The organism is Pradoshia sp. D12 (genome assembly GCF_008935075.1).
Lineage (GTDB): Bacteria > Bacillota > Bacilli > Bacillales > Pradoshiaceae > Pradoshia.
Genome location: NZ_CP044545.1, coordinates 1,426,266 through 1,448,004, shown reverse-complemented (window position 1 = coordinate 1,448,004; position 21,739 = coordinate 1,426,266). Strand labels below are relative to the sequence as shown.

At 38.3% G+C, this 21,739-nt stretch carries 19 protein-coding genes; all 19 read right to left on the bottom strand.

Features of this window, described 5'->3' with window-relative positions; translation table 11 throughout:
• Positions 1 to 388 precede the first annotated feature (388 nt).
• The 19 genes from F7984_RS07140 to rbfA all read right to left on the bottom strand — a co-directional run bounded on the left by F7984_RS07140 (position 389) and on the right by rbfA (position 21,732).
• Positions 389 to 1,474, bottom strand: coding sequence for a BMP family lipoprotein (locus F7984_RS07140; RefSeq protein WP_066102259.1), 1,086 nt, complete (start codon positions 1,472 to 1,474; stop codon positions 389 to 391).
• Positions 1,475 to 1,917: 443 nt separating this feature from the next.
• Positions 1,918 to 4,251 (bottom strand): DNA translocase FtsK, encoded by a 2,334-nt coding sequence (locus F7984_RS07135; protein ID WP_140461288.1) that lies wholly within the window; start codon positions 4,249 to 4,251, stop codon positions 1,918 to 1,920.
• A 110-nt stretch (positions 4,252 to 4,361) separates the two neighbouring features.
• Positions 4,362 to 4,571: a YlzJ-like family protein gene (locus F7984_RS07130; RefSeq protein WP_139891216.1), complete on the bottom strand. Its 210-nt coding sequence runs from the start codon at positions 4,569 to 4,571 to the stop codon at positions 4,362 to 4,364.
• A 2-nt stretch (positions 4,572 to 4,573) separates the two neighbouring features.
• On the bottom strand, positions 4,574 to 5,272 hold the full coding sequence (locus tag F7984_RS07125; RefSeq protein WP_373925464.1) for a ClpP family protease: 699 nt from the start codon (positions 5,270 to 5,272) through the stop codon (positions 4,574 to 4,576).
• 936 nt (positions 5,273 to 6,208) lie between these two features.
• Positions 6,209 to 6,661 (bottom strand): GNAT family N-acetyltransferase, encoded by a 453-nt coding sequence (locus F7984_RS07120; RefSeq protein ID WP_066100312.1) that lies wholly within the window; start codon positions 6,659 to 6,661, stop codon positions 6,209 to 6,211.
• A 113-nt stretch (positions 6,662 to 6,774) separates the two neighbouring features.
• Positions 6,775 to 8,442: a ribonuclease J gene (locus tag F7984_RS07115; RefSeq protein WP_139891219.1), complete on the bottom strand. Its 1,668-nt coding sequence runs from the start codon at positions 8,440 to 8,442 to the stop codon at positions 6,775 to 6,777.
• Between the two features lie 335 nt (positions 8,443 to 8,777).
• The gene (dapA, locus tag F7984_RS07110; RefSeq protein WP_066100317.1) at positions 8,778 to 9,653 is read right to left on the bottom strand and encodes a 4-hydroxy-tetrahydrodipicolinate synthase; all 876 of its coding nucleotides are present in this window, start codon (positions 9,651 to 9,653) and stop codon (positions 8,778 to 8,780) included.
• Positions 9,654 to 9,679: 26 nt separating this feature from the next.
• Positions 9,680 to 10,933: an aspartate kinase gene (gene dapG, locus F7984_RS07105; RefSeq protein ID WP_139891220.1), complete on the bottom strand. Its 1,254-nt coding sequence runs from the start codon at positions 10,931 to 10,933 to the stop codon at positions 9,680 to 9,682.
• A gap of 73 nt (positions 10,934 to 11,006) precedes the next feature.
• Positions 11,007 to 12,050 carry an aspartate-semialdehyde dehydrogenase gene (asd, locus tag F7984_RS07100; protein WP_140461287.1) on the bottom strand — a complete coding sequence of 348 codons (1,044 nt, stop codon included), beginning with the start codon at positions 12,048 to 12,050 and terminating at the stop codon, positions 11,007 to 11,009.
• 181 nt (positions 12,051 to 12,231) lie between these two features.
• Positions 12,232 to 12,825 (bottom strand): dipicolinate synthase subunit B, encoded by a 594-nt coding sequence (locus tag F7984_RS07095; RefSeq protein WP_139891556.1) that lies wholly within the window; start codon positions 12,823 to 12,825, stop codon positions 12,232 to 12,234.
• The gene (gene dpaA, locus F7984_RS07090; RefSeq protein WP_066100326.1) at positions 12,825 to 13,724 is read right to left on the bottom strand and encodes a dipicolinic acid synthetase subunit A; all 900 of its coding nucleotides are present in this window, start codon (positions 13,722 to 13,724) and stop codon (positions 12,825 to 12,827) included. Before dpaA ends, F7984_RS07095 begins: the two co-directional genes overlap by 1 nt.
• A gap of 119 nt (positions 13,725 to 13,843) precedes the next feature.
• On the bottom strand, positions 13,844 to 14,101 hold the full coding sequence (locus F7984_RS07085; RefSeq protein WP_139891221.1) for a YlmC/YmxH family sporulation protein: 258 nt from the start codon (positions 14,099 to 14,101) through the stop codon (positions 13,844 to 13,846).
• Positions 14,102 to 14,249: 148 nt separating this feature from the next.
• Complete coding sequence (locus tag F7984_RS07080; protein WP_066100332.1) at positions 14,250 to 15,482, bottom strand: M16 family metallopeptidase; 1,233 nt, start codon at positions 15,480 to 15,482, stop codon at positions 14,250 to 14,252.
• A 107-nt stretch (positions 15,483 to 15,589) separates the two neighbouring features.
• Entirely contained in the window at positions 15,590 to 16,549 is a 960-nt protein-coding gene (locus F7984_RS07075) for a polysaccharide deacetylase family protein (RefSeq protein WP_139891223.1), read from the bottom strand.
• A gap of 126 nt (positions 16,550 to 16,675) precedes the next feature.
• Complete coding sequence (gene pnp, locus F7984_RS07070) at positions 16,676 to 18,790, bottom strand: polyribonucleotide nucleotidyltransferase (RefSeq protein WP_066100333.1); 2,115 nt, start codon at positions 18,788 to 18,790, stop codon at positions 16,676 to 16,678.
• A 207-nt stretch (positions 18,791 to 18,997) separates the two neighbouring features.
• Positions 18,998 to 19,267, bottom strand: a complete 270-nt coding sequence (gene rpsO, locus F7984_RS07065; protein WP_066100335.1) for a 30S ribosomal protein S15 — start codon at positions 19,265 to 19,267, stop codon at positions 18,998 to 19,000.
• Positions 19,268 to 19,395: 128 nt separating this feature from the next.
• A complete protein-coding gene (gene ribF / locus F7984_RS07060) occupies positions 19,396 to 20,340 on the bottom strand; it encodes a bifunctional riboflavin kinase/FAD synthetase (protein WP_140461286.1) in 945 nt (314 codons plus the stop codon).
• A 39-nt stretch (positions 20,341 to 20,379) separates the two neighbouring features.
• Positions 20,380 to 21,306, bottom strand: coding sequence for a tRNA pseudouridine(55) synthase TruB (truB, locus tag F7984_RS07055; protein ID WP_140461285.1), 927 nt, complete (start codon positions 21,304 to 21,306; stop codon positions 20,380 to 20,382).
• Positions 21,307 to 21,372: 66 nt separating this feature from the next.
• Positions 21,373 to 21,732 (bottom strand): 30S ribosome-binding factor RbfA, encoded by a 360-nt coding sequence (gene rbfA, locus F7984_RS07050; RefSeq protein ID WP_066102267.1) that lies wholly within the window; start codon positions 21,730 to 21,732, stop codon positions 21,373 to 21,375.
• Positions 21,733 to 21,739: the final 7 nt, after the last annotated feature.

Here is a 21,739-nt window from a genome sequence, read left to right as displayed (position 1 = left end):
ATAGCTATTCACAAAAATATCATATTTTGGAAGCGTTACCTTATCCGTTTTTTTTCACGGAAATGTCGAAAAAACCCTGGTATATCTGACTTTTTTTCACGTAAGTCTTTTTTCCTACAAAAAAAGTTTATATATTATAAATATTCTGTTAAAACATAAACTGAAAAAAAATTCAATAAATATCTATTTTCCATCTAATCGCTAGGCTACCCTTTTGTACCATGTGACTGACTTTTAATATTTTTCTAAAATACCTTTCATATTCTTCTAGCCTAATTACGAAAGACTGGCATCGTGGTCCATCCTCAAAACTATTTTCCCTTTGCTAAGTCCTAATAGGTCCTTTAGAGATTAAAGGGATAAGGACCGAGGCCCTTATCCCTTTATCTTATTTTAAAAATGCATCAAGTTCTTTTTGAGTAGATGGTACTTTTATATCACCATTCTTAATTTTACCTTTATATTCATCAACTTTTTTAAGTATATCGTCAGATAAGTTATCTTTAGTCGGTGCAATATCAACACCATTATTTTCAAGACCAAACTCTACGTTCTTTCCTCCTGGGAAGGATCCTTCCATCGCTTGTTTTGAAACTTCTTGTACAGCTAAGTCAACACGCTTAACCATGGAGGTGAGCGTTACGTTCATGTCTGTACCGCTGATTTCACCTTCATCAGCTTGGTCTTTATCTACACCAATTACCCATATATCTTTTTCAGGATTGCTTTTCTTAATGTTTTTTGCCTCAGTGAAGACTCCTTTACCACCATTTCCTGCTGCGTGATAAATGACATCAATACCTGATTTATACATAGCTGATGCTGTTGCTTTACCAAGAGATGCATCACTGAAACTTCCTGTATATTTCACTTGTACTTCAGCATTAGGATTTACTGTTTTAACACCAGCAATAAAGCCCTTTTCAAATTTTTGAATTAGCGGGTTCTCTATTCCACCTACAAAGCCAACTTTATTGGATTTTGTTTGCATACCGGCAATAACACCTACAATAAATGAACCTTCATGCTCCTTAAATGTGATACTTGCAACGTTATCAGCTTCAACCACTGAGTCGATAATTGCAAATTTCCCATCCGGATTTTGATCAGCCGCTTCTTTAATTGCATCCTCCATTGTGAATCCGACACCATATATTAAATTATACTTTTGGCGTACAAGTTGGTTTAAGTTTGTGGTGTAATCAGCATCTGATTCAGATTGCAGGTAGGTATAGCCGTTTTTACCTTCTTTTAATCCATTCTCTTTACCAAAAGCTTGAATACCTTCCCATGCAGATTGATTGAAGGATTTGTCATCAATACCACCTGTGTCACTAACCATTGCGACAGTGAAATTATTTTTCTCATTGGCCGTGCCGCCTTCATTGCTCTCCTCTTTGCTTCCGCAAGCACCAAGAATGGTACTAGCAGCTAGCACAAGAGACAAAGCCAGTCCAAATTTACTCTTTTTCAACATAACAACCTCCAAAATAATTAGTCGGTGCTCCATATAGTATGAGCTTTTCCCTATCCTTTTACACATAACATCGTTTTAGATGAATCTGTTAAATGATTATAGAAAATCCATACTTAAATGGTGCATTGTGTACTTGGGTACAATTTTTCGCTTTTGTATTATACAAATATGTACAATAAATAAGTGCATGTACTTCTTATCCGGAAAAATTATTTCCTGATAATTATATATATATATGTTTGCTAATTCGATTTTAATTTAACATGAATTTAAGTAAAAATAAATAAATTATCCTAATATAAAATTATTGATAACTTTTTGAAAAAATACTCACTTATAAAATTTCTTTACAGTTCAAAATTCAGTTATTTAACATACTAAAAAACCCAAAAGTTAGTTTTTAAATCTAACTTTCGGGTTTGGTATCTATACTGCTCTTTTTATGAATTACTAGCTTGATCGAAGTCCTTGGGAACAAGTACAGTTCTTGGTTTGCTTCCTTCATACGGACCAACGACACCGCGAGCTTCCATCTCATCGATCAAACGTGCAGCCCTTGTATACCCAATCCTGAATCGTCTTTGGAGCATCGAAACAGAGGCGGTTTGCATATCAGCAATTAATTTGACGGCTTCATCATATAAGTCATCTGTTGATTCACTTACTGTTTCCTGAACTTCATCCGGAATCATATTCTCTTGATATTGGGCTCTTTGCTGAGAAATCACGAAGTCTACTACATCTTCCACTTCCTGATCTGATAAAAAGGCACCTTGTACCCGTACTGGCTTTGACGCACCTACAGGCAGGAATAACATATCCCCGCGACCGAGAAGTTTTTCTGCCCCTCCCATATCTAATATGGTTCTTGAATCAATTTGGGAGGAAACACTAAAGGCAATCCTTGATGGTATGTTAGCTTTTATAACTCCTGTTATAACATCTACAGATGGCCGCTGGGTTGCAATAATCAAATGTATGCCTGCAGCCCTTGCCATTTGTGCAAGCCTTGTTATCGCATCCTCCACCTCGCTGGACGCAACCATCATAAGGTCTGCCAACTCATCCACAATGACAATAATATATGGCAATAAAGGATTTTTTTCGCCTTCTTCTAAATTTTGTCTCGTCACTAAGTCATTGTACCCCTCAATATTTCGAGTTCCTGAGTGGGAAAACAGCTCATAACGTCTTTCCATTTCCATAACAACTTTCTTTAATGCCTGAGCTGCTTTTTTAGGATCCGTTACAACTGGAGCTAATAGATGAGGAATTCCATTATAAACATTTAACTCCACCATTTTTGGATCAATCATCATCATTTTAACTTCATGTGGTTTTGCTCTCATGAGTACACTAGTAATGATTCCGTTAATACAGACACTTTTCCCGCTTCCGGTTGCTCCGGCTACGAGTAAGTGAGGCATTTTATTCAGTTCAGCAGAAACTGCTTCACCTGATATGTCTCTACCCAAAGCAATTAATAGTTTAGAACCGCTTTTTTCAGAAGGCTGTACCTCGAGAACCTCTCTTAATGAAACGACTGCTACATCTGAATTAGGCACTTCTATCCCAATCGCTGATTTACCTGGGATTGGTGCTTCAATACGTATATCCTTAGCAGCGAGCGCTAATGCCAGATCGTCTGATAATGACACAATCTTACTAACCTTTACACCTACATCAGGATGTACTTCATATTTCGTAACTGCAGGTCCTAAGTGAACTTGAGTGACCCTAGCTTTCACTCCAAAGCTTTTAAAAGTACTCTCTAATTTCTCAGCATTTGTATGTATTAATTCATATTCTCCACTTTGATCTGCTTTTTTTGGTGACTTCAATAGCGATAATTTTGGAAGTTTATAGTCCACATTTTCAACTTCTGTAAAATTCATATGTGGCACAGGTTCAGCAGGAGCTTCTGTGCTATCATTTGGTTTACTTATCTGATCATCATTTTTCTTATCATCAATTTCCTCATCCAAATAGGCACGATCAGCAAAATTCGAAATAATTCTTTCTTCAAGTGTATCTTCTTTTTCTGGATTACTTCCCTCATCTTGTAGTACTGAGGAAGCTTGTACCGATTCACTTTTACTTTTAGCTTTCTGGTTTTTGTTTTTATTCTTTGAAGTCTTAGGCTCTCGCAGTTCAGCCATAAACGATTTCCACTGGCTGACGATAAATCTTCCAATCGCACCAAGTACTTTGCCAATTGAATCACTTAAGCCTTTACCGGTTATAAGAATTAAACCTGCAACAATCAATAAAAATGAAATAAATTTACTGCCGGCATCTGCAAATAAAAAATGGAAGACGGCATAAAGGATTGCACCTATCATCCCACCGCCAAGATCAATGGTACTTGCAGTTCCCTGTAATTCCATCCAAAAGATTTCCCAGGTATTTAAAATGACACTTGGCTGGGTAAATCCATTATTAGAGGACAAATTCTCAAATAAAATAATATGTGATGAGAGTAAGATTGCTAAAATAATGAAGTATATACCGACCAGCTGGCGTTTAAAAAAGAACGGAATCTCTCTTTTCCACATTAGTAACACACCAAAGACCATTAAGCCAAGCAGAAGTAAAATGTACCACTCACCCATAAAAAACCTAGAAAGAAACACGAATGAAGTACCTACTGCCCCAAGCTTTGCCATCGCAATCGCAGAAAACCCAAATATAGAAAGTCCCGATATTTCATATTTTAAAGTTGACTTTATTTGGTCACCTTTTTTGGAGCGAGATTTCTTTTTTTTCTTACTCATTCGACCACCCGTATTTCATATAGAATTAAAAACGAAAGAAAGCAGCCAACTTGGCTGCCTTTACCCCGTTCACCCTTTATTATAGCATAAATAATACACACTGACTGCTATTACAGGTTGTTAATTACCGCTCCTGGCGCAAGTGTCTCTGATAAGTAATCATTCGGATCTGTACTGATAATCCGGTTAACCTTTACTGCTCCATTAGGTAATCTTTCACCAATAAACGGAATACCATCCTTCTTAAACATTTCATGACTGGCTTGATATAATTCTTCATACATCAAAGTATCCAAAGGCATAATTGTATAAAAAGTCATATTTAATCTCCTTTCGAAGAGTCACTTTTTTCTCTTATCATCTCGTTAAGCTTTGAAATCGCTGCACCGATTCCGCCAACCTCATCAATTAAACCTGTTTTCACAGCATCTTCCCCCACTACATTTGTTCCAATATCTCTCGCAAGATTTCCTCTCGCAAACATCAAATCCTTAAATGTGTCTTCATTAATGTCTGAGTGCTTGACCACAAAATTCACAACCCGATCCTGCATTTTATCAAGATATTCAAATGATTGGGGTACTCCGATTACAAGTCCTGTAAGACGAATAGGGTGAATTGTCATAGTAGCTGTTTCTGCTATGAAAGAATAGTCACAGCTAGTTGCAATAGGGACGCCGATACTATGACCTCCCCCCAAAACGATAGATACAGTCGGCTTTGATAGAGAAGCAATCATTTCTGACATAGCAAGCCCTGCTTCCACATCACCCCCAACGGTATTTAAGATAACCAATAACCCTTTAATATCAGGATTTTGTTCTATTGCCACCAGCTGTGGAATAACATGTTCATATTTTGTTGTTTTATTCTGTGGAGGTAATTGTACATGACCCTCTATTTGCCCTATAATCGTTAAACAATGGATGGTTGAATCTTTTGGCAACTGCGGCACATTGGTTTGTCCCAAAGCTTGTATCTTATCTACAAGTGCACTGGGAGCTCCCTTATTATCATCCACTGGCTTTTCCTCATGAGGTACCTCTAACTTTTTATCCACTCTTAATCCCCCTCTACAAAAACGCTCTCCCCTTTAGTATGTACAGCGGAATCATTTCCATTCAATTTGAGGGGCACTTAGTACATACAAAAAAAAGAATCCTTATTTAGGATTCTTGAGGAGAAACAATCGTTTAACACCTTAGGAGACTCAACCATGCATCAGCTGATTATAACTTTTTACTGCCCGGTACTTCTGTACAAACTTTTCAGCTGAAGTGTGTTAGTTCCGCATTATAAAGGTTTCTTTACACCTTTTACGTTTACCTTGAAAACACACTGCATATTCAATTATTGGTTACTCATACCCGATTTTCCATTTCAATCAATCCTGATTATGTGGAACTAAACAACCATTCCACTCTTATCCAATTGTGACCATCACCTTGCCTTTTTTGGTTTTTCATTTGGTAAGAATCCTATTATTATTAACTCCACCCTTTTGAAAAATATCCGGTGAAAGGCTTTTGGTTAAACATATCTGGACTTTTTTATACTGAAACTTCTTACTATCCAGTATAAATCTGTCTTTCAATCCTTCCCCATTTGAGTTAATTTCCTAAGAATTCACCATTAGAATTAAACCACATTATCACATTTGTTTAAGATTCACATAATCCTTTTAGAAATAGTTTCGATCATATATCGTTCACTCTTATTACTTAAGCTTCCTTTTACGGAACGAACACTATATGATTGAGTCACCTGAAGTGTTAAACTTTATTGTTTCCTCCTTTCTTATTTATATAATACCCATTTCTAAGAGAATAAACCGTTTTCATTTAAATTTTTTTTATTTTTTTTGATTGGTGAAATTACTTCCATATCATCAGTCTTAAATGTGAGCAGAAACAAAACAGAGCGGCTTTTCTATAACAAGCCGCCTGTAACCTTAAAACTAAACTAGATGCTTTTCGTAATGAACCCTATCTTTCTCATTACTTGTATCTTGTTCACTAGCTGTATACCCATTTCTCTCCCAAAATAATTTGATTCTGTTGTTATCACTTCTCACATTCAGTGTAGTTTTTTTAAATCCACGCTTGATAAATAGATCCTCCAATTCATAGTAGGCTGTAGTACCATAACCAAATCCCTGGTAATCTGCATGAATGATCATCAGATTAATCGTAACGAGCTGCTCCTCTTTATGCTCCATAAAAGCAGTTAGTCCAATATACGTATCCTCGGCTTTAATCAAATAATCACCTTGGTTTGGAGTTAATAATTTTAACACTTCCTCCCTATTTTTCGATATACCGTACTCATTATCAAAATAGGAAGAATTAGAATCCATCATTTCTTTTGCTATATATAAATTCTCTTCTGTTACGCGTTCAAATGTAATCACTATGTATCACTCTCCCATTCTTCTTTAATTCATAAACTAGCCTATCTTTTTCACCAGGAACTTACCCGAATAAGAAAAATGGCTATCCGCTGGATAGCCATTTACGTCCTTTTTTACACTTCCATAATAATTGGTAAAATCATTGGGCGTCTTTTTGTTTTATCGAACAAATAATGATTTAGACTATCACGGACTTCCTGTTTCATTCCGGCCCAGTCAAAATGGTCTTTAGAAGTATTTTTGATTACAATCTCACGCACAATATTTGTTGATTGTTCCATTAATGATTCTGATTCTCGAACATACACAAATCCACGTGAAATGATTTCAGGACCTGCTACTATACTCTTATCCGCACGGCTTAAAGTCACAACTACAATTAGAATTCCGTCCTGAGATAGCAAACGGCGGTCACGCAAGACAATATTTCCTACATCACCAACGCCACTTCCATCAATCAAAACATTCCCAGCAGTCACTTTTCCAGCGCTTTCAATCGAGTCATTTGTTATTTCAATAACCTCACCATTTTCTGGTATATGGATTTGATTTTGGTTAAAGCCAATTGATTTTGCAATGCGCATATGAGCAATTAGCATTTTATAGTCACCTTGGATGGGAATAAAATACTTCGGTTTCATGAGGTTAAGCATCATTTTTAGCTCTTCCTGGCTGCCATGGCCCGATACATGGATTTGATTTTTACCAGCTACTACCTTTGCACCTGCTCTAAATAATAAATCGATAGTCCTGGACATAAGCAATTCTCCGCCATGGACAGCATTAGCCGCCAATAATACAGTATCACCTTGCTTAATATTAACTTGTTTATGACCATGCTTAGCCATTTTTTGCAGTGCTTCAAATGGCTCTCCCTGCAATCCAGTCGCAAGGATAATTATTTCACGATCTTCATATTGGTCGATCTCAGTTATCGGAATCAACACATCCTCATGGACATCCAAATAATTAAATTCCAAGGCAATTTCCAATACTTTTTCCATAGATTTACCGACAACCGCTACTTTTTTATGATTATCAAACGCAGCATTGAACACTTGCTGTAGACCGTTAAGATTAGATGCATAGCATGCTACAATAATTCTGCCTTTTGCATTGTAAAATTCATCAGACATATTTCTTGCAACAAGGGATTCAGAAGGTGTAAATCCAATCCGTTCTGCTCCTGAGCTATCTGATAATAGACAGAGAACTCCTGACTCACCGATTGCTGCCATTTTGCCAATTTCCGCTTTGTAAAGTCCCTGGGCAGCCTGATCAAATTTAAAATCACCCGTATAAACGATTGCACCATCTTTTGTTTCAATACAGATTCCAACAGAATCAGGAATGCTGTGATTTGTTTTGAAAAATGTGATTCTTGCAGAAGAAAAACGCAGGGATGTATTTGAATCTATTACTTCAAAGTCAACATTTAAATTTTCGTTAATTTCTGCGATTTTGGATTTTGTTAATTCTATGCTCAATCTTGTACCATAAACCGGTGCATCCAATTCCTCAATAATATAAGGGAGTGCACCAATATGATCCTCATGACCATGGGATAGAAAAATCCCCTGAATTCTTTCTTTATTTTCGATAAGGTAAGAGATATCTGGAATTACTACATCTATTCCAAGCATTTCGGTTTCCGGAAACATTAACCCGGCATCCAGCACAAATATATCTTCGTCTACTTCGACGAGATACATATTTTTTCCAATCTCTCCTGCTCCGCCTAATGCAATTACTTTGATCTTCTGTCTAATTTGTTTAACCAATTTATTGTTCCTCCTGTTATCAACTACTCGTCCATTTTCCAGTTGAATCCATTATAACCGATAGTGTATCGGCATGCCACTGACATCATCTTTTTAGATTTATCTATGAATTCCGACTATCGTTCTTTTTTTGAAAATATGCTTTTCTTTAGGTTCATAATATATATACACTGCTGTTTGTTTGCTATAGGCATAACAAAAAAAGCAGACATCTTCAATGCTAACTAAACATGTATAAAAAAGAATATGTATAAAATTGTACTAAATAGATAGATAAGCCAATCGCATTGGATTGGCTTATCCTCAACAGACTCTAAAAACAGACAAACTAAGCATTATTTTAATGTATTTAATAGATTTATCAATGTGTTCCGTTCAACTTCATTCATTGGTACAAGAGGCAAACGAACAGACCCAACGCTCATACCCTTGATTTGCAAGGCTGTCTTTAAAGGAGCTGGGCTTGGTGTCAAAAATAACCCCTCAATGACTGGCAGTAATTTCTGGTGCATTTGGGCTGCCTCAGCCATTTCACCAGCGTAGAAATGTTCAATCATTTTTTGGATGTCACGTCCAATTATATGGGAGGCCACCGAGACCACACCTGCTCCTCCAATTGAAAGTACAGGTAAAGTTAAACCATCATCTCCACTGTATAAATCGAAATCATCCGGTGTGTTGGCAATAATTTTTGTCATTGCATTTAAATTACCGCTGGCCTCTTTTACAGCAACAATATTCGGAATCTCTGACAGGCGAATAACGGTTTCCGGATGAATATTCGTCACCGTTCTGCCTGGCACATTATAAATCATGCACGGCAGAGTAGTAGCATCCGCCACAGATTTGAAATGTTGATATAGCCCCTCTTGGTTAGGTTTATTATAATAAGGCGCTACAAGCATAATCGCATCTACACCGGCCGCTTCCGCCTTCTTTGTTAAATGGATGGACGCATACGTATTATTTGAGCCAGTTCCTGCTATCACAGGGATGCGTTTGTTTACAATTTTCACGACATATTCAAATAATGCCACTTTTTCTTCTGTTGACAAGGTTGGGGATTCACCAGTAGTTCCTGAAACCACCAGTGAATCTGTGCCTGTTTCAATTAAGTAATCTATGAGTTTTGCAGTCTTACCAAAATCAATATTCCCTTTATTATCAAAAGGTGTAACCATCGCGGTGGACACGCGTCCAAAAAGACCCATATTTCCACTTCCAATCTTATATTTTATTATTCCGCAAGTTCTTCCCATTCAAACAGATCATCGTCCATTAAATGGAGATTAAAGGCATTATGAAGAGCATTTACAGCTTCTACTAAATCTTCTTCTTTAACTAATACCCATATCGTTGTGTGGCTATCTGCGGATTGCAGAATCTGTATGCCTCGTTCTGATAATGGAGTAACAATTTTCGCTGTTACTCCCGGCACTCCCGTTATCCCGGCTCCAACGACAGACACTTTGGCACAGTTTGATTGGATACCAGGCTCATATCCTAATTCACGTAATACCGAAATTGCCTTATTAGCATCGTTGTTGGAGACAGTATACACAGCACCATTTGGATAAATATTAATAAAATCAACGCTTATGCCTGAATTCGCCATCGCTGTAAAGACTTCCGCCTGCAGATCATACTGATCTTCCTTAGCCTTTACTTTTATCTGAGTGATATTGCTTACATGGGCAATACCAGTAACAAGACGTTCCTGTATATCACTGCCTCGACGGTGTTTCGGATGACCTGTAACCAGCGTACCCTCACCTTCAGCATAGGTTGAACGGATTCGCATCGGCACCTTTGCCTGCATCGCAATTTCAACAGCACGTGGATGAATGACCTTAGCCCCCTGGTAGGCCATGTTACATACCTCTGTATAGGTTACTACTGACAGCGGTCTGGCTTGTTCCGCAATACGGGGATCAGCTGTCATAATTCCCTCTACATCCGTAAAAATGTCAACATACTCTGCCTTCAGTGCAGCTCCAAGGGCTGCAGCAGATGTATCACTGCCGCCGCGCCCTATCGTTGTAATATCGCCATTTTCAGCAATACCCTGAAAACCAGTCACAACGATAACGTCTGATTTTCCTAGCTCATCAATCAGTCTATCGGTCTTCATTTCCATTATTTTTGCATTTGTATAGTCATTATTTGTTCTGAAACCGGCCTGTCCGCCAGTTAAGGCAGTCGCTCGAATTCCTTTTTCTAAGAGCATATTGGTAAATACAACCGCTGAGATTATCTCTCCGCAAGATAATAGCAAGTCCTGCTCACGTTCCCCCAAGTACATTCCTTTTTCATTAACAAGTGAAAGTAAGGAATCCGTTGCATATGGATCACCTTTTCTTCCCATTGCAGATACAACAACCACTATTTTGTACCCTTTGCCTATACCTCTTTTTATATGTTGAAACGCATACTCTCTGCTCTCTGCATCTTTTACAGAGGTACCGCCAAACTTTTGAATGATGATCTTCACTTTTTACACCCCAAAATGAGCCTTCCTACTTTAGAGAAAATAAGAAGGCCAAGATATCCTATCATTTCAATAATTACACTAGCCCTAATCGAATAAGGCTCTCTGCAATTTGAACAGAATTCCAGGCGGCCCCTTTTAATAGGTTATCGGAAACAACCCACATATGGAACCCGGCATCTTCGTCCAAATCTTTCCTTACTCTCCCAACAAAAACTTCATTCTTCCCAACACAATCTGCCGGCATTGGATAGACTTGATTGGCGGGATCATCCTGAAGGACAATTCCAGGAGCATTTAGAAATATTTCTTTTACTTGCTCAGCACTGACACCGTTATTTTCAATTTCTATATACACGGATTCTGAATGACCAACTGCGATTGGAAGGCGAACGCATGTTGCTGCTACCTGCAGTGACGGCAAATGCATAATTTTCTTCGTTTCATTTACCATTTTCATTTCTTCAAATGTATACCCATTCTCACCGAAAACATCAATCTGAGGAATAGCATTAAAAGCTATCTGATAATGTTTTTCCGCACCTTTAACAGGTAATATAGATGGATTAACAGTCTTACCGGCTAAAATATCGCTTGCTTGCGTATTTAATTCCTCAACAGCTGCTGCACCCGCTCCAGAAACAGCCTGATAAGTGGAAACAATAATTTTTTTAAGTCCATAGGCTTTTCTGATTGGTTCAAGTGCTACTACCATTTGGATTGTCGAACAATTAGGGTTAGCTATGATTCCCTGATGCTTACGAAGATCATCCTCATTCACCTCAGGAACTACAAGCGGAACATTTTCGTCCATACGGAAGGCACTTGTATTATCCACAACGATAGCACCCCTTTTAACAGCCTCAGGAGCTAATGCTTTAGATATACTTCCGCCAGCACTAAACAGGGCAATGTCTACCCCTTCAAAGCTCTCTGGCTTTGCTTCCTGTACTGTTATGGTCTCTCCATTAAATTCGATTTGTTTACCTGCTGAACGAGAAGAGGATAACAGACTTATCTTCCCAATAGGGAAATTCCTTTTTTGAAGAGTGTCAATCATTTGCTGTCCAACTGCACCAGTAGCCCCGACTACAGCTACGTGTAATTTTTTTTCATTCATGTTTGTTACCCCTTCCTATAAAATTAGGTATTTATTTTCATGTAAACTACTAGAAATAATAAGATATGCTGTCATAGCTATTTATATATTTTTTATAAAAGGAGCAACCTTCTTTTCAGAACAATGAATATATTCTTCTATAAAATATATCATAAGATATCTTTTTTTTAAATCATGCACTTTAATCTCTGTATTTTTCGATGATAATAGGCTGGATTTGTTTTGCCTCAAGAGCATATTCCACCGTTTCCACGAGACTTTCCATTCGGGCAACCATAGAATTTGGTTTTTTTTCAGGATCATCCTGGCCAAATGGAATGAAGTATATGTCCTTAGTGCTTAAGAGTCTCATTAAATTCACACCATTTAAACCTAGGGCATCATTTGTCGATATACCGAGAACAACTGGGCGATGATTCCGAAGTGTAGCTTTTGCAGCCATTAAAACGGGTGAATCATTTTGTGCATTTGCAAATTTACTCATCGAAACACCTGTCAGGGGTGCAATCACCATACAATCCAACGGATATTTGGGACCTAAAGGCTCCGCATCGACGATGGTATCAATCGCTTTTCTGTTTGTCAGTTTTTCTATTCTTGCTATCCAATCCTCTCCCTTGCCAAATCTTGTGTCGGTATTTTTAACAGTATAACTGACAACAGGGACAACCTCGGCTCCTGCATGTACCAGCTTTTCAATTTGTGGATATACTTCATCATACGTACAGTGCGATCCTGTCAATCCAAACCCTATTCTCATCCCCTTAACATCCATCATGGTGTCTCCCTTCCATTTCCTAAATCATCCAACAATAACTGTCCCAGCACATTTGCAATAATTTGACCGGCTGTCTTTGGGGCCACTATACCGGGTAACCCTGGTGCTAATATGGCTTTAACTCCACGTTTTTCTGCATATCTAAAATCTGTTCCGCCCGGTTTCGAAGCCAAATCAATAATCAACGTTCGGGACGGCATCCTTGAAATAATTCCTGCGGTAATGATTTTGTGAGGAATCGTATTAATACAAATATCCACATTTTCAACCACAGATTCCAACGCAGATAAATGGAAGGGAGTTAACCCCATTTCCTCTATTCTGGCTATATGTTCTGATTTACGGGCACCAACTTGAACTTTGGCCCCGAGTCCATGGAAAGCACGTGCCACACTCATTCCCACTCTTCCTAATCCAAGAACAATCACATTTGATCCGTGTATCGTAAAATCTGTATGCTGAATGGCCATCATAATGGTACCTTCTACTGTGGGAATAGAATTATAAATAGCTACATCATCTCGTTCAAATAATTGAACTAGTTTACGGTTTGCCTGTTTCGTTATATTTATTAAATAATCATTGCTTATACCGGAATAGATTGTACAATGTTCCGGTGTCTCCTTTAAAAAAGCTTCTGTCAGGATGACTTGCATATTTGAAAAAATGGTATCCAGCTTACCTTCCATATTTGTGCCAGCAACAGGCAAAATAATCGCATCCAGCTCTTTTACCGGCAAATCTTCCAGTTTTTCCTTTACTGCTCCCGTGTATGCATGTGCTAACTGTTCAAAACCTGTTAAATATACCTTTGCGTCCAACTCGGTTAATTTTCGAATCACTTCAAGCTGCCTGGCATCTCCACCAAGAACGGCAATATTCATTCCTGTGAGCATGGAAGATTTTCACCTTCTTTATTTTTTAAAGATCAATTCATACAACCCATAGTATGAAATACAGGAACCAGACGTGATAAAAACGAGGTAAACAAAAAAAAAACGCCCTTCGGCGTTTTTTAAGTTTCCTTTATTGAATTTCCATCAGGAATATCAATGATGACCATATCCGTACCAATCTTTTTTATTTGACTCCATGGCACACGGACCTCATCACCATTCTTTCTAAAACCAAACCATTTTCCAGATGGGATTAAAAGGGCGGTTATTTGTCCGGTTAACTCATCGATCTCAAGGTCAGTTTGACCAAGGACGCCCAATCGTTCTGCTTTTTTTACATCCACAATTTCTTTGCCACTTAATTCGCTCAGCTTCATTTTAGGACACTCCTATCACATTCTGCTTAATCTCACTATATGAATGAGTGACATCCTTTTAGAAGAAAAAGTTGTTCCAAACACGCAAAAAAACAAGCCGGCGCAAAATCCAATGGATGTTCACGCCAGCTTGCCAGAGATTTATTTTTTAATCTAAGTTCCACTCATCTTGCGGACCCAATAAAGCTGCTGCATAGGAGTCTGTAAAAATATCTTCTATACACTGATTTACGCTGTTAAGCGAAACAGCATCGATTAATTCAACTATGTCATCAAGAGTTCGATGTCTACCCAATAACAGCTCATTTTTACCGTTACGGCTCATTCGGCTGTTTGTGCTTTCTAAGCTTAGCATCAAACTTCCTTTCAGCTGCTCTTTACAGTTATCAAGCTCTTTGGCAGTAATGCCGTCATTACGCAATTCAGTAAGAGTTTCCTGTATTGTATCATAAAGCTGATGAACTTGATTTGCCCCTGTTCCACCATAAATAACCACCATACCATTATCCTGATAGGAGGTATGATAGGAATAGACACTGTAAGCAAGCCCTTTTTCTTCTCGCACATTTTGGAATAAACGGCTGCTCATAGATCCTCCAAGTACATTGTTCAGAGTGATTAAGCTATAAATATTTTCATTGCCTATATCATAACCGTTATACCCAAGACATAAATGGGCTTGTTCGGTATCTTTTTTTCTGACAATCTTATTGGTATGGAAAGTTGGTTTTTCCAATTCAGGACGTGCTGTACCGCCTTCATAGCTTCCAAATAAACCTTCAACCTGCTTGATAAAACTCTCATCCACATTTCCTGCAATCGAGATTACCACTTTATCAGGTGTATAGTGATTATAGACATATTGTTTCAATGTCTCTGAATTAATGGTATCAAGAATTTTATCTGTACCTAAAATAGGGTAACCAAGCGGGTGTTTTTCGTAAACAGCCTGGCTTAAAATATCATGAACAATATCATCAGGTGTGTCTTCATACATCTTAATCTCTTCGCAAACTACATTTTTTTCTTTTTTCAATTCCTCTTCAGCAAATGTAGAATTAAAGAACATATCACCAAGAACATCCAGCGCATAAGGTGCATGATCGTCCAATACTTTGGCATAGTAGCACGTATATTCTTTTGAGGTGAAAGCATTTACCTGACCGCCAATCCGATCAAATGATTCGGCTATTTCTTTGGCAGATCTTGTTGTTGTTCCTTTAAAAAACATATGCTCCAAGAAATGCGAAATTCCATTATTTAAGGAATCTTCATTTCGGGAACCGGTTTTAATCCAAATACCAATCGCCACTGAACGAACAGTAGGGATTGTTTCCAATACGATACGGACCCCATTTTGACAAGTATATTTTTTTATCAACAAATGTTCCTCCTATTCATGATGCCCCTCTTTATTACCATACCCAATATGTATACATTTTTATAGCATAGAGAAACTTTCCCGCCAAAATAAAGGCAGGAAAGTCTTCAGGGACTTATACGTTCTTCTTTGAATGCCTCACTGACAGGTACAATTTTATATTCCTTCTCAATGTTCTTGATTAATATATCCATTGATTTTGATGTTGATTCTGTTGGGTGCATAAGAATAAGCGCACCTTTATGTATGTGGTCAAGGACCCTTTTTGTTAAGACTTCCGGTGTGGGTTTTTTCCAATCTACTGTATCAACTGTCCATAATATGGTTTCCATTCCAAGACTTGCTGCAACCTTAACTGTACGATCATTAAAACTTCCGCTCGGAGGTCCAAATAGCTTAGGAGTATATCCTGTTACCTCCTGGATGACCCGGTTTGTTTCGCTGATTTCTTTCTCGGCAGCCGCAGCTGATAATTGTTGCATATTTGGATGAGTATATGAATGATTCCCTAATTCATGACCGGCTGCTGCTATCCGCTTGGCTAGATCCGGATTATTCTTTACCCAGCGTCCTTCCAATACAAATGTAGCATGAATCTTATGTCTCTTTAAAGTGTCCAGCATTCCTTCAATATACTCATTACCCCAGGCTACATTAATAATAAAGGATACAACGGGTTTATTTGGATTCGCACGGTATATTGGCGATGGTGACAAGTCTTGTAAATGAACATTAGGGCTGTTTTCTTTGAAAATGAGTTGAGCTTCCTGAAATTTACCCTTAGTTTTCATCTTTTTATAAGATTTCTCAATGTTGACCTGAATGCCATTGTATCCGGGTGTTTTCTTCCACACCTTATCTATAACAGCGTCTACAGGCTCTTGATTATATGTTTTAGCTGCTTGTTCAATTTGTTGGTACAGTTCATCATTTGTATTTGTAACATAAGCGACAGTTCCATTTGGAATACCTTTTACATATTGGTCCATAAATGAGCTTTGCACCAACACCCATGATATAACGCAAATGGTACAAAATGCAAGAAATTGCAACAATTTTTTATCCATCTCTTCTCCTCCTCACACAAAATGTATGAGCAGGTAGGACAGGTTAGAACCGCAAGAATCCATAATTAGATATGAACATGATTAAAAGACTAGGAAACCAATGTCTCCTAGCCGACCAAGTCATGTTTATTTCTGTTCTGCTTTTTCTTTTTGTTCTTTTAGAACTGCTTTACGAGAAAGGTTGACTCTTCCTTGTCTGTCTATTTCAGTTACCTTAACAAGGATCTCATCACCAATTTTTACTACATCCTCGACTTTTCCTACACGTTCTTCTGCCAGTTCAGAAATGTGGACAAGACCATCTTTACCTTTGAAGATTTCAACGAAGCATCCAAATTTCTCAATACGTTTAACCGTACCAAGATAAATTTGGCCAACTTCAACTTCGCGTACCAAATCTTCAATAATCGTTTTAGCCTTTTCATTCATTTCCTGATCAGTGGATGCGATGTAGATTGTACCATCCTGCTCGATATCAATTTTTACACCGGTTTCTTCAATAATTTTATTGATTTGTTTTCCGCTTGGTCCAATAACGTCTCTGATTTTGTCAGGTTTAATAGCCATCGTTAAAATCTTAGGCGCATATTGAGAAAGATTTTTTCTTGGCTGCTCTAATGTGCTTGTAAGGTGATTCAGAATATGATTCCGGCCCTTTTGAGCTTGCATTAATGCTTCCTCTAAGATTTCACGAGTCAGACCTGCAATTTTTATGTCCATTTGAAGTGCAGTTACACCTTTTGCTGTACCTGCTACTTTAAAGTCCATATCTCCCAAGTGGTCTTCCATTCCTTGAATATCGGAAAGAACTGTATAATGTTCTCCCTTTTTAATAAGACCCATTGCAATTCCTGCTACCGGCGCTTTAATTGGAACACCCGCATCCATTAATGCCAATGTGCTTGCACAAATACTTGCCTGAGACGTAGAGCCATTAGATTCAAGTACTTCTGACACAAGACGAATAGTATATGGAAAATCATTTTCATTTGGAATAACCGGCTCAAGCGCTCTCTCACCTAATGCACCATGTCCGATTTCACGTCTGCCTGGTCCTCTGATAGGTCCAGTTTCACCAACGCTGAAATGCGGGAAATTATAATGATGCATGAAACGTTTAGACTCTTCAAGGCCAAGCCCGTCCAATATCTGAACATCTCCTAATGCACCCAGTGTAGCAATAGAAAGGGCTTGAGTTTGTCCACGAGTAAATAATCCGGAACCATGAGTACGAGGCAATAAGCCAACTTCAGAGGATAATGGACGAATTTCTTCAGGACTTCTTCCATCAGGGCGGATTTTCTCTTCCGTAATTAAACGGCGAACTTCATCCTTCACCAATTTACTCAAGATTTCATTTACTTGCTTAAGCTTTTCTTCATCAGCTTCTTTTTCTTCAAAGACAGCAACAACTTTTTCTCTTACTGCTTTGATTGCATCTTCACGAGCATGTTTTTCTTGAACTTGCACAGCAGTGTTCATTTCTTCTAAACACATACCTTTAACTTCCTCGATTAATTCTGCATCTAGCTCATAAAGAGTTATTTCACGTTTTTCTTTACCAACTGCAGCCACAATCTCATTTTGGAATGCAATCAGTTTCTTGATTTCATCATGTCCAAACATGATAGCTTCCAGCATGGTTTCTTCCGGCACTTCCTGTGCTCCTGCTTCAACCATGTTAATAGCATCCATTGTTCCTGCAACAGTTAAATGAATATCACTGTTTTCAAGTTGTTCGATCGTTGGGTTAATGACAAACTTTCCATCAACGCGACCTACAATAACACCGGCAATTGGGCCTTCAAACGGGATATCAGAAACACAAAGTGCCAATGAGGATCCGAACATAGCTGCCATTTCAGTTGGGCAGTTTTGATCTACACTAAGAACCATACTGACTACTTGTACATCATTACGGAACCCATCTGCGAACAGCGGGCGAATTGGACGGTCGATTAGACGACTTGTAAGTACCGCTTTTTCACTTGGTCTACCCTCACGTTTAATGAACCCTCCAGGGATTTTACCTACTGCGTATAATTTTTCTTCATAGCTTACAGTTAATGGGAAGAAATCTAAATTCTTCGGTTCCTTTGAAGCTACAGCTGTACTTAATACGGCTGAATCGCCATAGCGAATCAAAGCAGCACCATTAGCTTGCTTTGCTAATTGGCCGATTTCAACCGTTAATGGACGTCCTGCCCAATCTAAAGAAAATGTGCGTTTTGTTTGCTCCATTTCTTCATTGCTCCTCTCTACTTACAATAATCTTACAAAATTTATCCTGTTTCTCATCATTTTGACAAGATCTGTTGGATTTCAATCAAATTAATATTAGTATACTCCATAGTTGTCGAGTTAAAAAGCGACATTACCCTTTAACTTTCCTCTTTCTCCTCTATGTATAACAAAAAAGCGGGAAAAATCCCGCTTTTTCTGAGTAGTTTATCGACGTAAACCAAGCTTGTTGATTAATTCGCGATAACGAGTAACGTCTTTATTACGCAGGTAAGTAAGTAAGTTACGACGTTTACCTACCATTTTCAAAAGACCGCGACGTGAGTGGTGATCTTTCTTGTGAGTGCGTAAGTGTTCGTTAAGTGTGTTGATTTGTTCAGTAAGGACAGCGATCTGAACTTCTGGAGAACCAGTGTCGCTCTCATGAGTTTTGTACTCATTAATGATCTCATTTTTACGCTCTTGCGTTAATGCCATCCTAATTCACCTCCTAAAATTTTCAAAATCCCCTATTCCTGAGCGAACGTTGGTGATGCGCTTAGCCAAGGAAAGGTTCTTTTCATACGATATTAAGAATACTACTTCTCGGTTAAAAAAGCAAGTACTTAATTCACTCCAAAATATTCTATTGCGAATTGTTTATCTTTTTCAAGCTGAGTAACCAATTGTTCCACAGAGCTGAATTTCTGTTCACTCCGTATGCGTTTATGCCACTCTACCACAACTCTCTCTTGATAGATATCAGCCTCAAAATCTAATAGATGTACTTCTATAGTGGGAATCTCTTCTTTTTCCGTATGAAAAGTAGGTTTATAGCCTACATTACATATACCATTATACCAATTACCGCGTACTTTCATACGTACGCAATAAACTCCGGTACCAGGAAGATAATAATCGGGGTCCACTTCTATATTGGCAGTAGGAAACCCTAATAACCTCCCGCGTTTCTCTCCATCTACAATACATCCTTTAACAGTGAAATCCCTGCTTAATAATTGATTAATTGTTTCAGTATGGCCGTTAATTAATTCCTCTCGAATACGAGTTGAACTGATTTTTTCCTCTCCAAAATCTTGCTTTGACACGGTTGTTACATCAAACATACCCTTTGCATGGTGCGGAAGAGTTTCCATAGTTCCTCTTCCGTATTGTCCATATGAATAATCAAAGCCGGCAACCACATGCTGAATATGCAATGAAATCAAATAATCATCCACAAATTTTTGTGGTGAAAGACTTGAAAAATCAGGTGTGAATTGGACAATAAAAAGATAATCCAACCCCATGTTCTTCATTAATTCAATTTTATCCTGCAATGGTGTTAAGAGCCTCACGTGCTTTATATGTTTATTCAAAATGACAGATGGGTGAGGATCAAATGTCATCACCGCTGTTGCCAGCCCTTTTTCTTCACCAATTTGTTTTACCGTTTCAATAACCTTTTGATGGCCAATATGAACGCCATCAAAATAACCAAGAGCTACTGCTATTGGCGGAAAGTCCCCCCGCTTATAGTCATGGGGATGTGTAATATTGATTATTTTCATCTCTATTCCCCTCTAATTTCAATCTCCATCCATATCATACTATATAAATGGAATAACTTTAACCGGTTTACACAATCCTTTTTTCTCTGGATGATGCTGATAAATTGCCATTAGTTCTTCTTGTTCATTAAAAATAGCAAAAGGACTCTCCGTATTTTCAGCAGATAGGTTGTCAGAGGTCAGTACAGCACCATTACGGACTTTTTCTGCAATTTCACTAGAAACCTTAATAATCGGCAGATTGGGAACACCTTCTTCTATAGGCTTCAGTACGTCGCTTACAGTGCCCTTCTCCGCATGTAAAGCCAGCTGTTCAAGTGTAATTGCCTCCTCAAGGGTGAAAGCCGCTGAGCGTGACCTGATGAGCTTAGACATATGGGCTGGATAACCTAATTGGTCACCTATCATGCAGGAGAGCGTTCTGATATACGTTCCTTTCCCACATGAGACACGAAAAGAAAACGAAATGGATTCACCTTCAAATAGTTCTCTATCGTCCAAAAGTTCGATTTCATAAATATTCACCTTACGCGAGGGGATGTCTACCTTTTCTCCCTTTAATGCGTACTCATACAAGCGCTTTCCATTTACTTTAACAGCTGAGTAGATTGGAGGTGTTTGAACAATCGTTCCTGTGAGCGAGTTCAAAATCTGGATAATCTCAGTACGTTTTATCGGCTTCTCAATTACCTTCTTATCCACCATGTCGCCCGAAGCATCTTCTGTGGTTGTGGACCAGCCAATAGTCACTTCACCTATGTATTCTTTACCAGCATCCGTTATGTACTCCGCAACTCTGGTTGCTTTTCCAAGACATATAGGCAGTACACCTGTGACATCCGGATCCAACGTTCCTGTATGTCCGACTTTTTTCATCCTCAGTATTTTTCTGACTTTCATAATACAGTCATGAGAAGTAAATCCTGCCGGTTTATTGAGAATCAGGATTCCATTTAACTCTTCCATCACTATCACCCTGTTCTCCTAATTTTTTATATAAAAAGGGGATAGACATAACGTCTATCCTAGTCCTTATTCATTGGGTTCTTTATTTTCCTGATGAATTTGATGCAATAGATTTTCAATTCTGTTTCCATAGTCAATCGACTCATCAAATTCAAAAATAATTTCCGGAGTTTTTCGTAATCGAATACGCTGGCCCAGCTCAGAACGAATAAATCCAGTAGCTTTAGCAAGACCTTTAAGTGTATCTTCTCTTTTTTCGGCATCACCGAGAACCGATATATAGACTTTGGCTTGCTGAAGGTCTCCAGAAACTTCAACATCTGTGACAGTCACAAATCCAACTCGTGGATCTTTGATTTTTCTGCCAAGTATATCACTGAGTTCTTTCTTCATTTGCTCTCCCACACGGGTAGCTCTAAGGCTCATATTTTTC

Excerpts from the sequence above, each read along its gene's own strand:
- F7984_RS07130 (WP_139891216.1), bottom strand. The coding sequence starts at position 4,571 with ATGACTTTTTATACAATTATGCCTTTGGATACTTTGATGTATGAAGAA.
- pnp (WP_066100333.1), bottom strand. The coding sequence starts at position 18,790 with ATGGAGCAAACAAAACGCACATTTTCTTTAGATTGGGCAGGACGTCCA.
- asd (WP_140461287.1), bottom strand. The coding sequence starts at position 12,050 with ATGAATGAAAAAAAATTACACGTAGCTGTAGTCGGGGCTACTGGTGCA.
- rpsO (WP_066100335.1), bottom strand. The coding sequence starts at position 19,267 with ATGGCATTAACGCAAGAGCGTAAAAATGAGATCATTAATGAGTACAAA.
- rbfA (WP_066102267.1), bottom strand. The coding sequence starts at position 21,732 with ATGAGCCTTAGAGCTACCCGTGTGGGAGAGCAAATGAAGAAAGAACTC.
- truB (WP_140461285.1), bottom strand. The coding sequence starts at position 21,306 with ATGGAAGAGTTAAATGGAATCCTGATTCTCAATAAACCGGCAGGATTT.
- dpaA (WP_066100326.1), bottom strand. The coding sequence starts at position 13,724 with ATGCTCACAGGAATGAATATTGCCGTTCTTGGTGGAGATGCCAGGCAG.
- ribF (WP_140461286.1), bottom strand. The coding sequence starts at position 20,340 with ATGAAAATAATCAATATTACACATCCCCATGACTATAAGCGGGGGGAC.
- F7984_RS07095 (WP_139891556.1), bottom strand. The coding sequence starts at position 12,825 with ATGGATGTTAAGGGGATGAGAATAGGGTTTGGATTGACAGGATCGCAC.
- dapA (WP_066100317.1), bottom strand. The coding sequence starts at position 9,653 with ATGGGTCTTTTTGGACGCGTGTCCACCGCGATGGTTACACCTTTTGAT.
- F7984_RS07085 (WP_139891221.1), bottom strand. The coding sequence starts at position 14,101 with ATGAAGCTGAGCGAATTAAGTGGCAAAGAAATTGTGGATGTAAAAAAA.
- F7984_RS07075 (WP_139891223.1), bottom strand. The coding sequence starts at position 16,549 with ATGGATAAAAAATTGTTGCAATTTCTTGCATTTTGTACCATTTGCGTT.
- F7984_RS07135 (WP_140461288.1), bottom strand. The coding sequence starts at position 4,251 with ATGAGTAAGAAAAAAAAGAAATCTCGCTCCAAAAAAGGTGACCAAATA.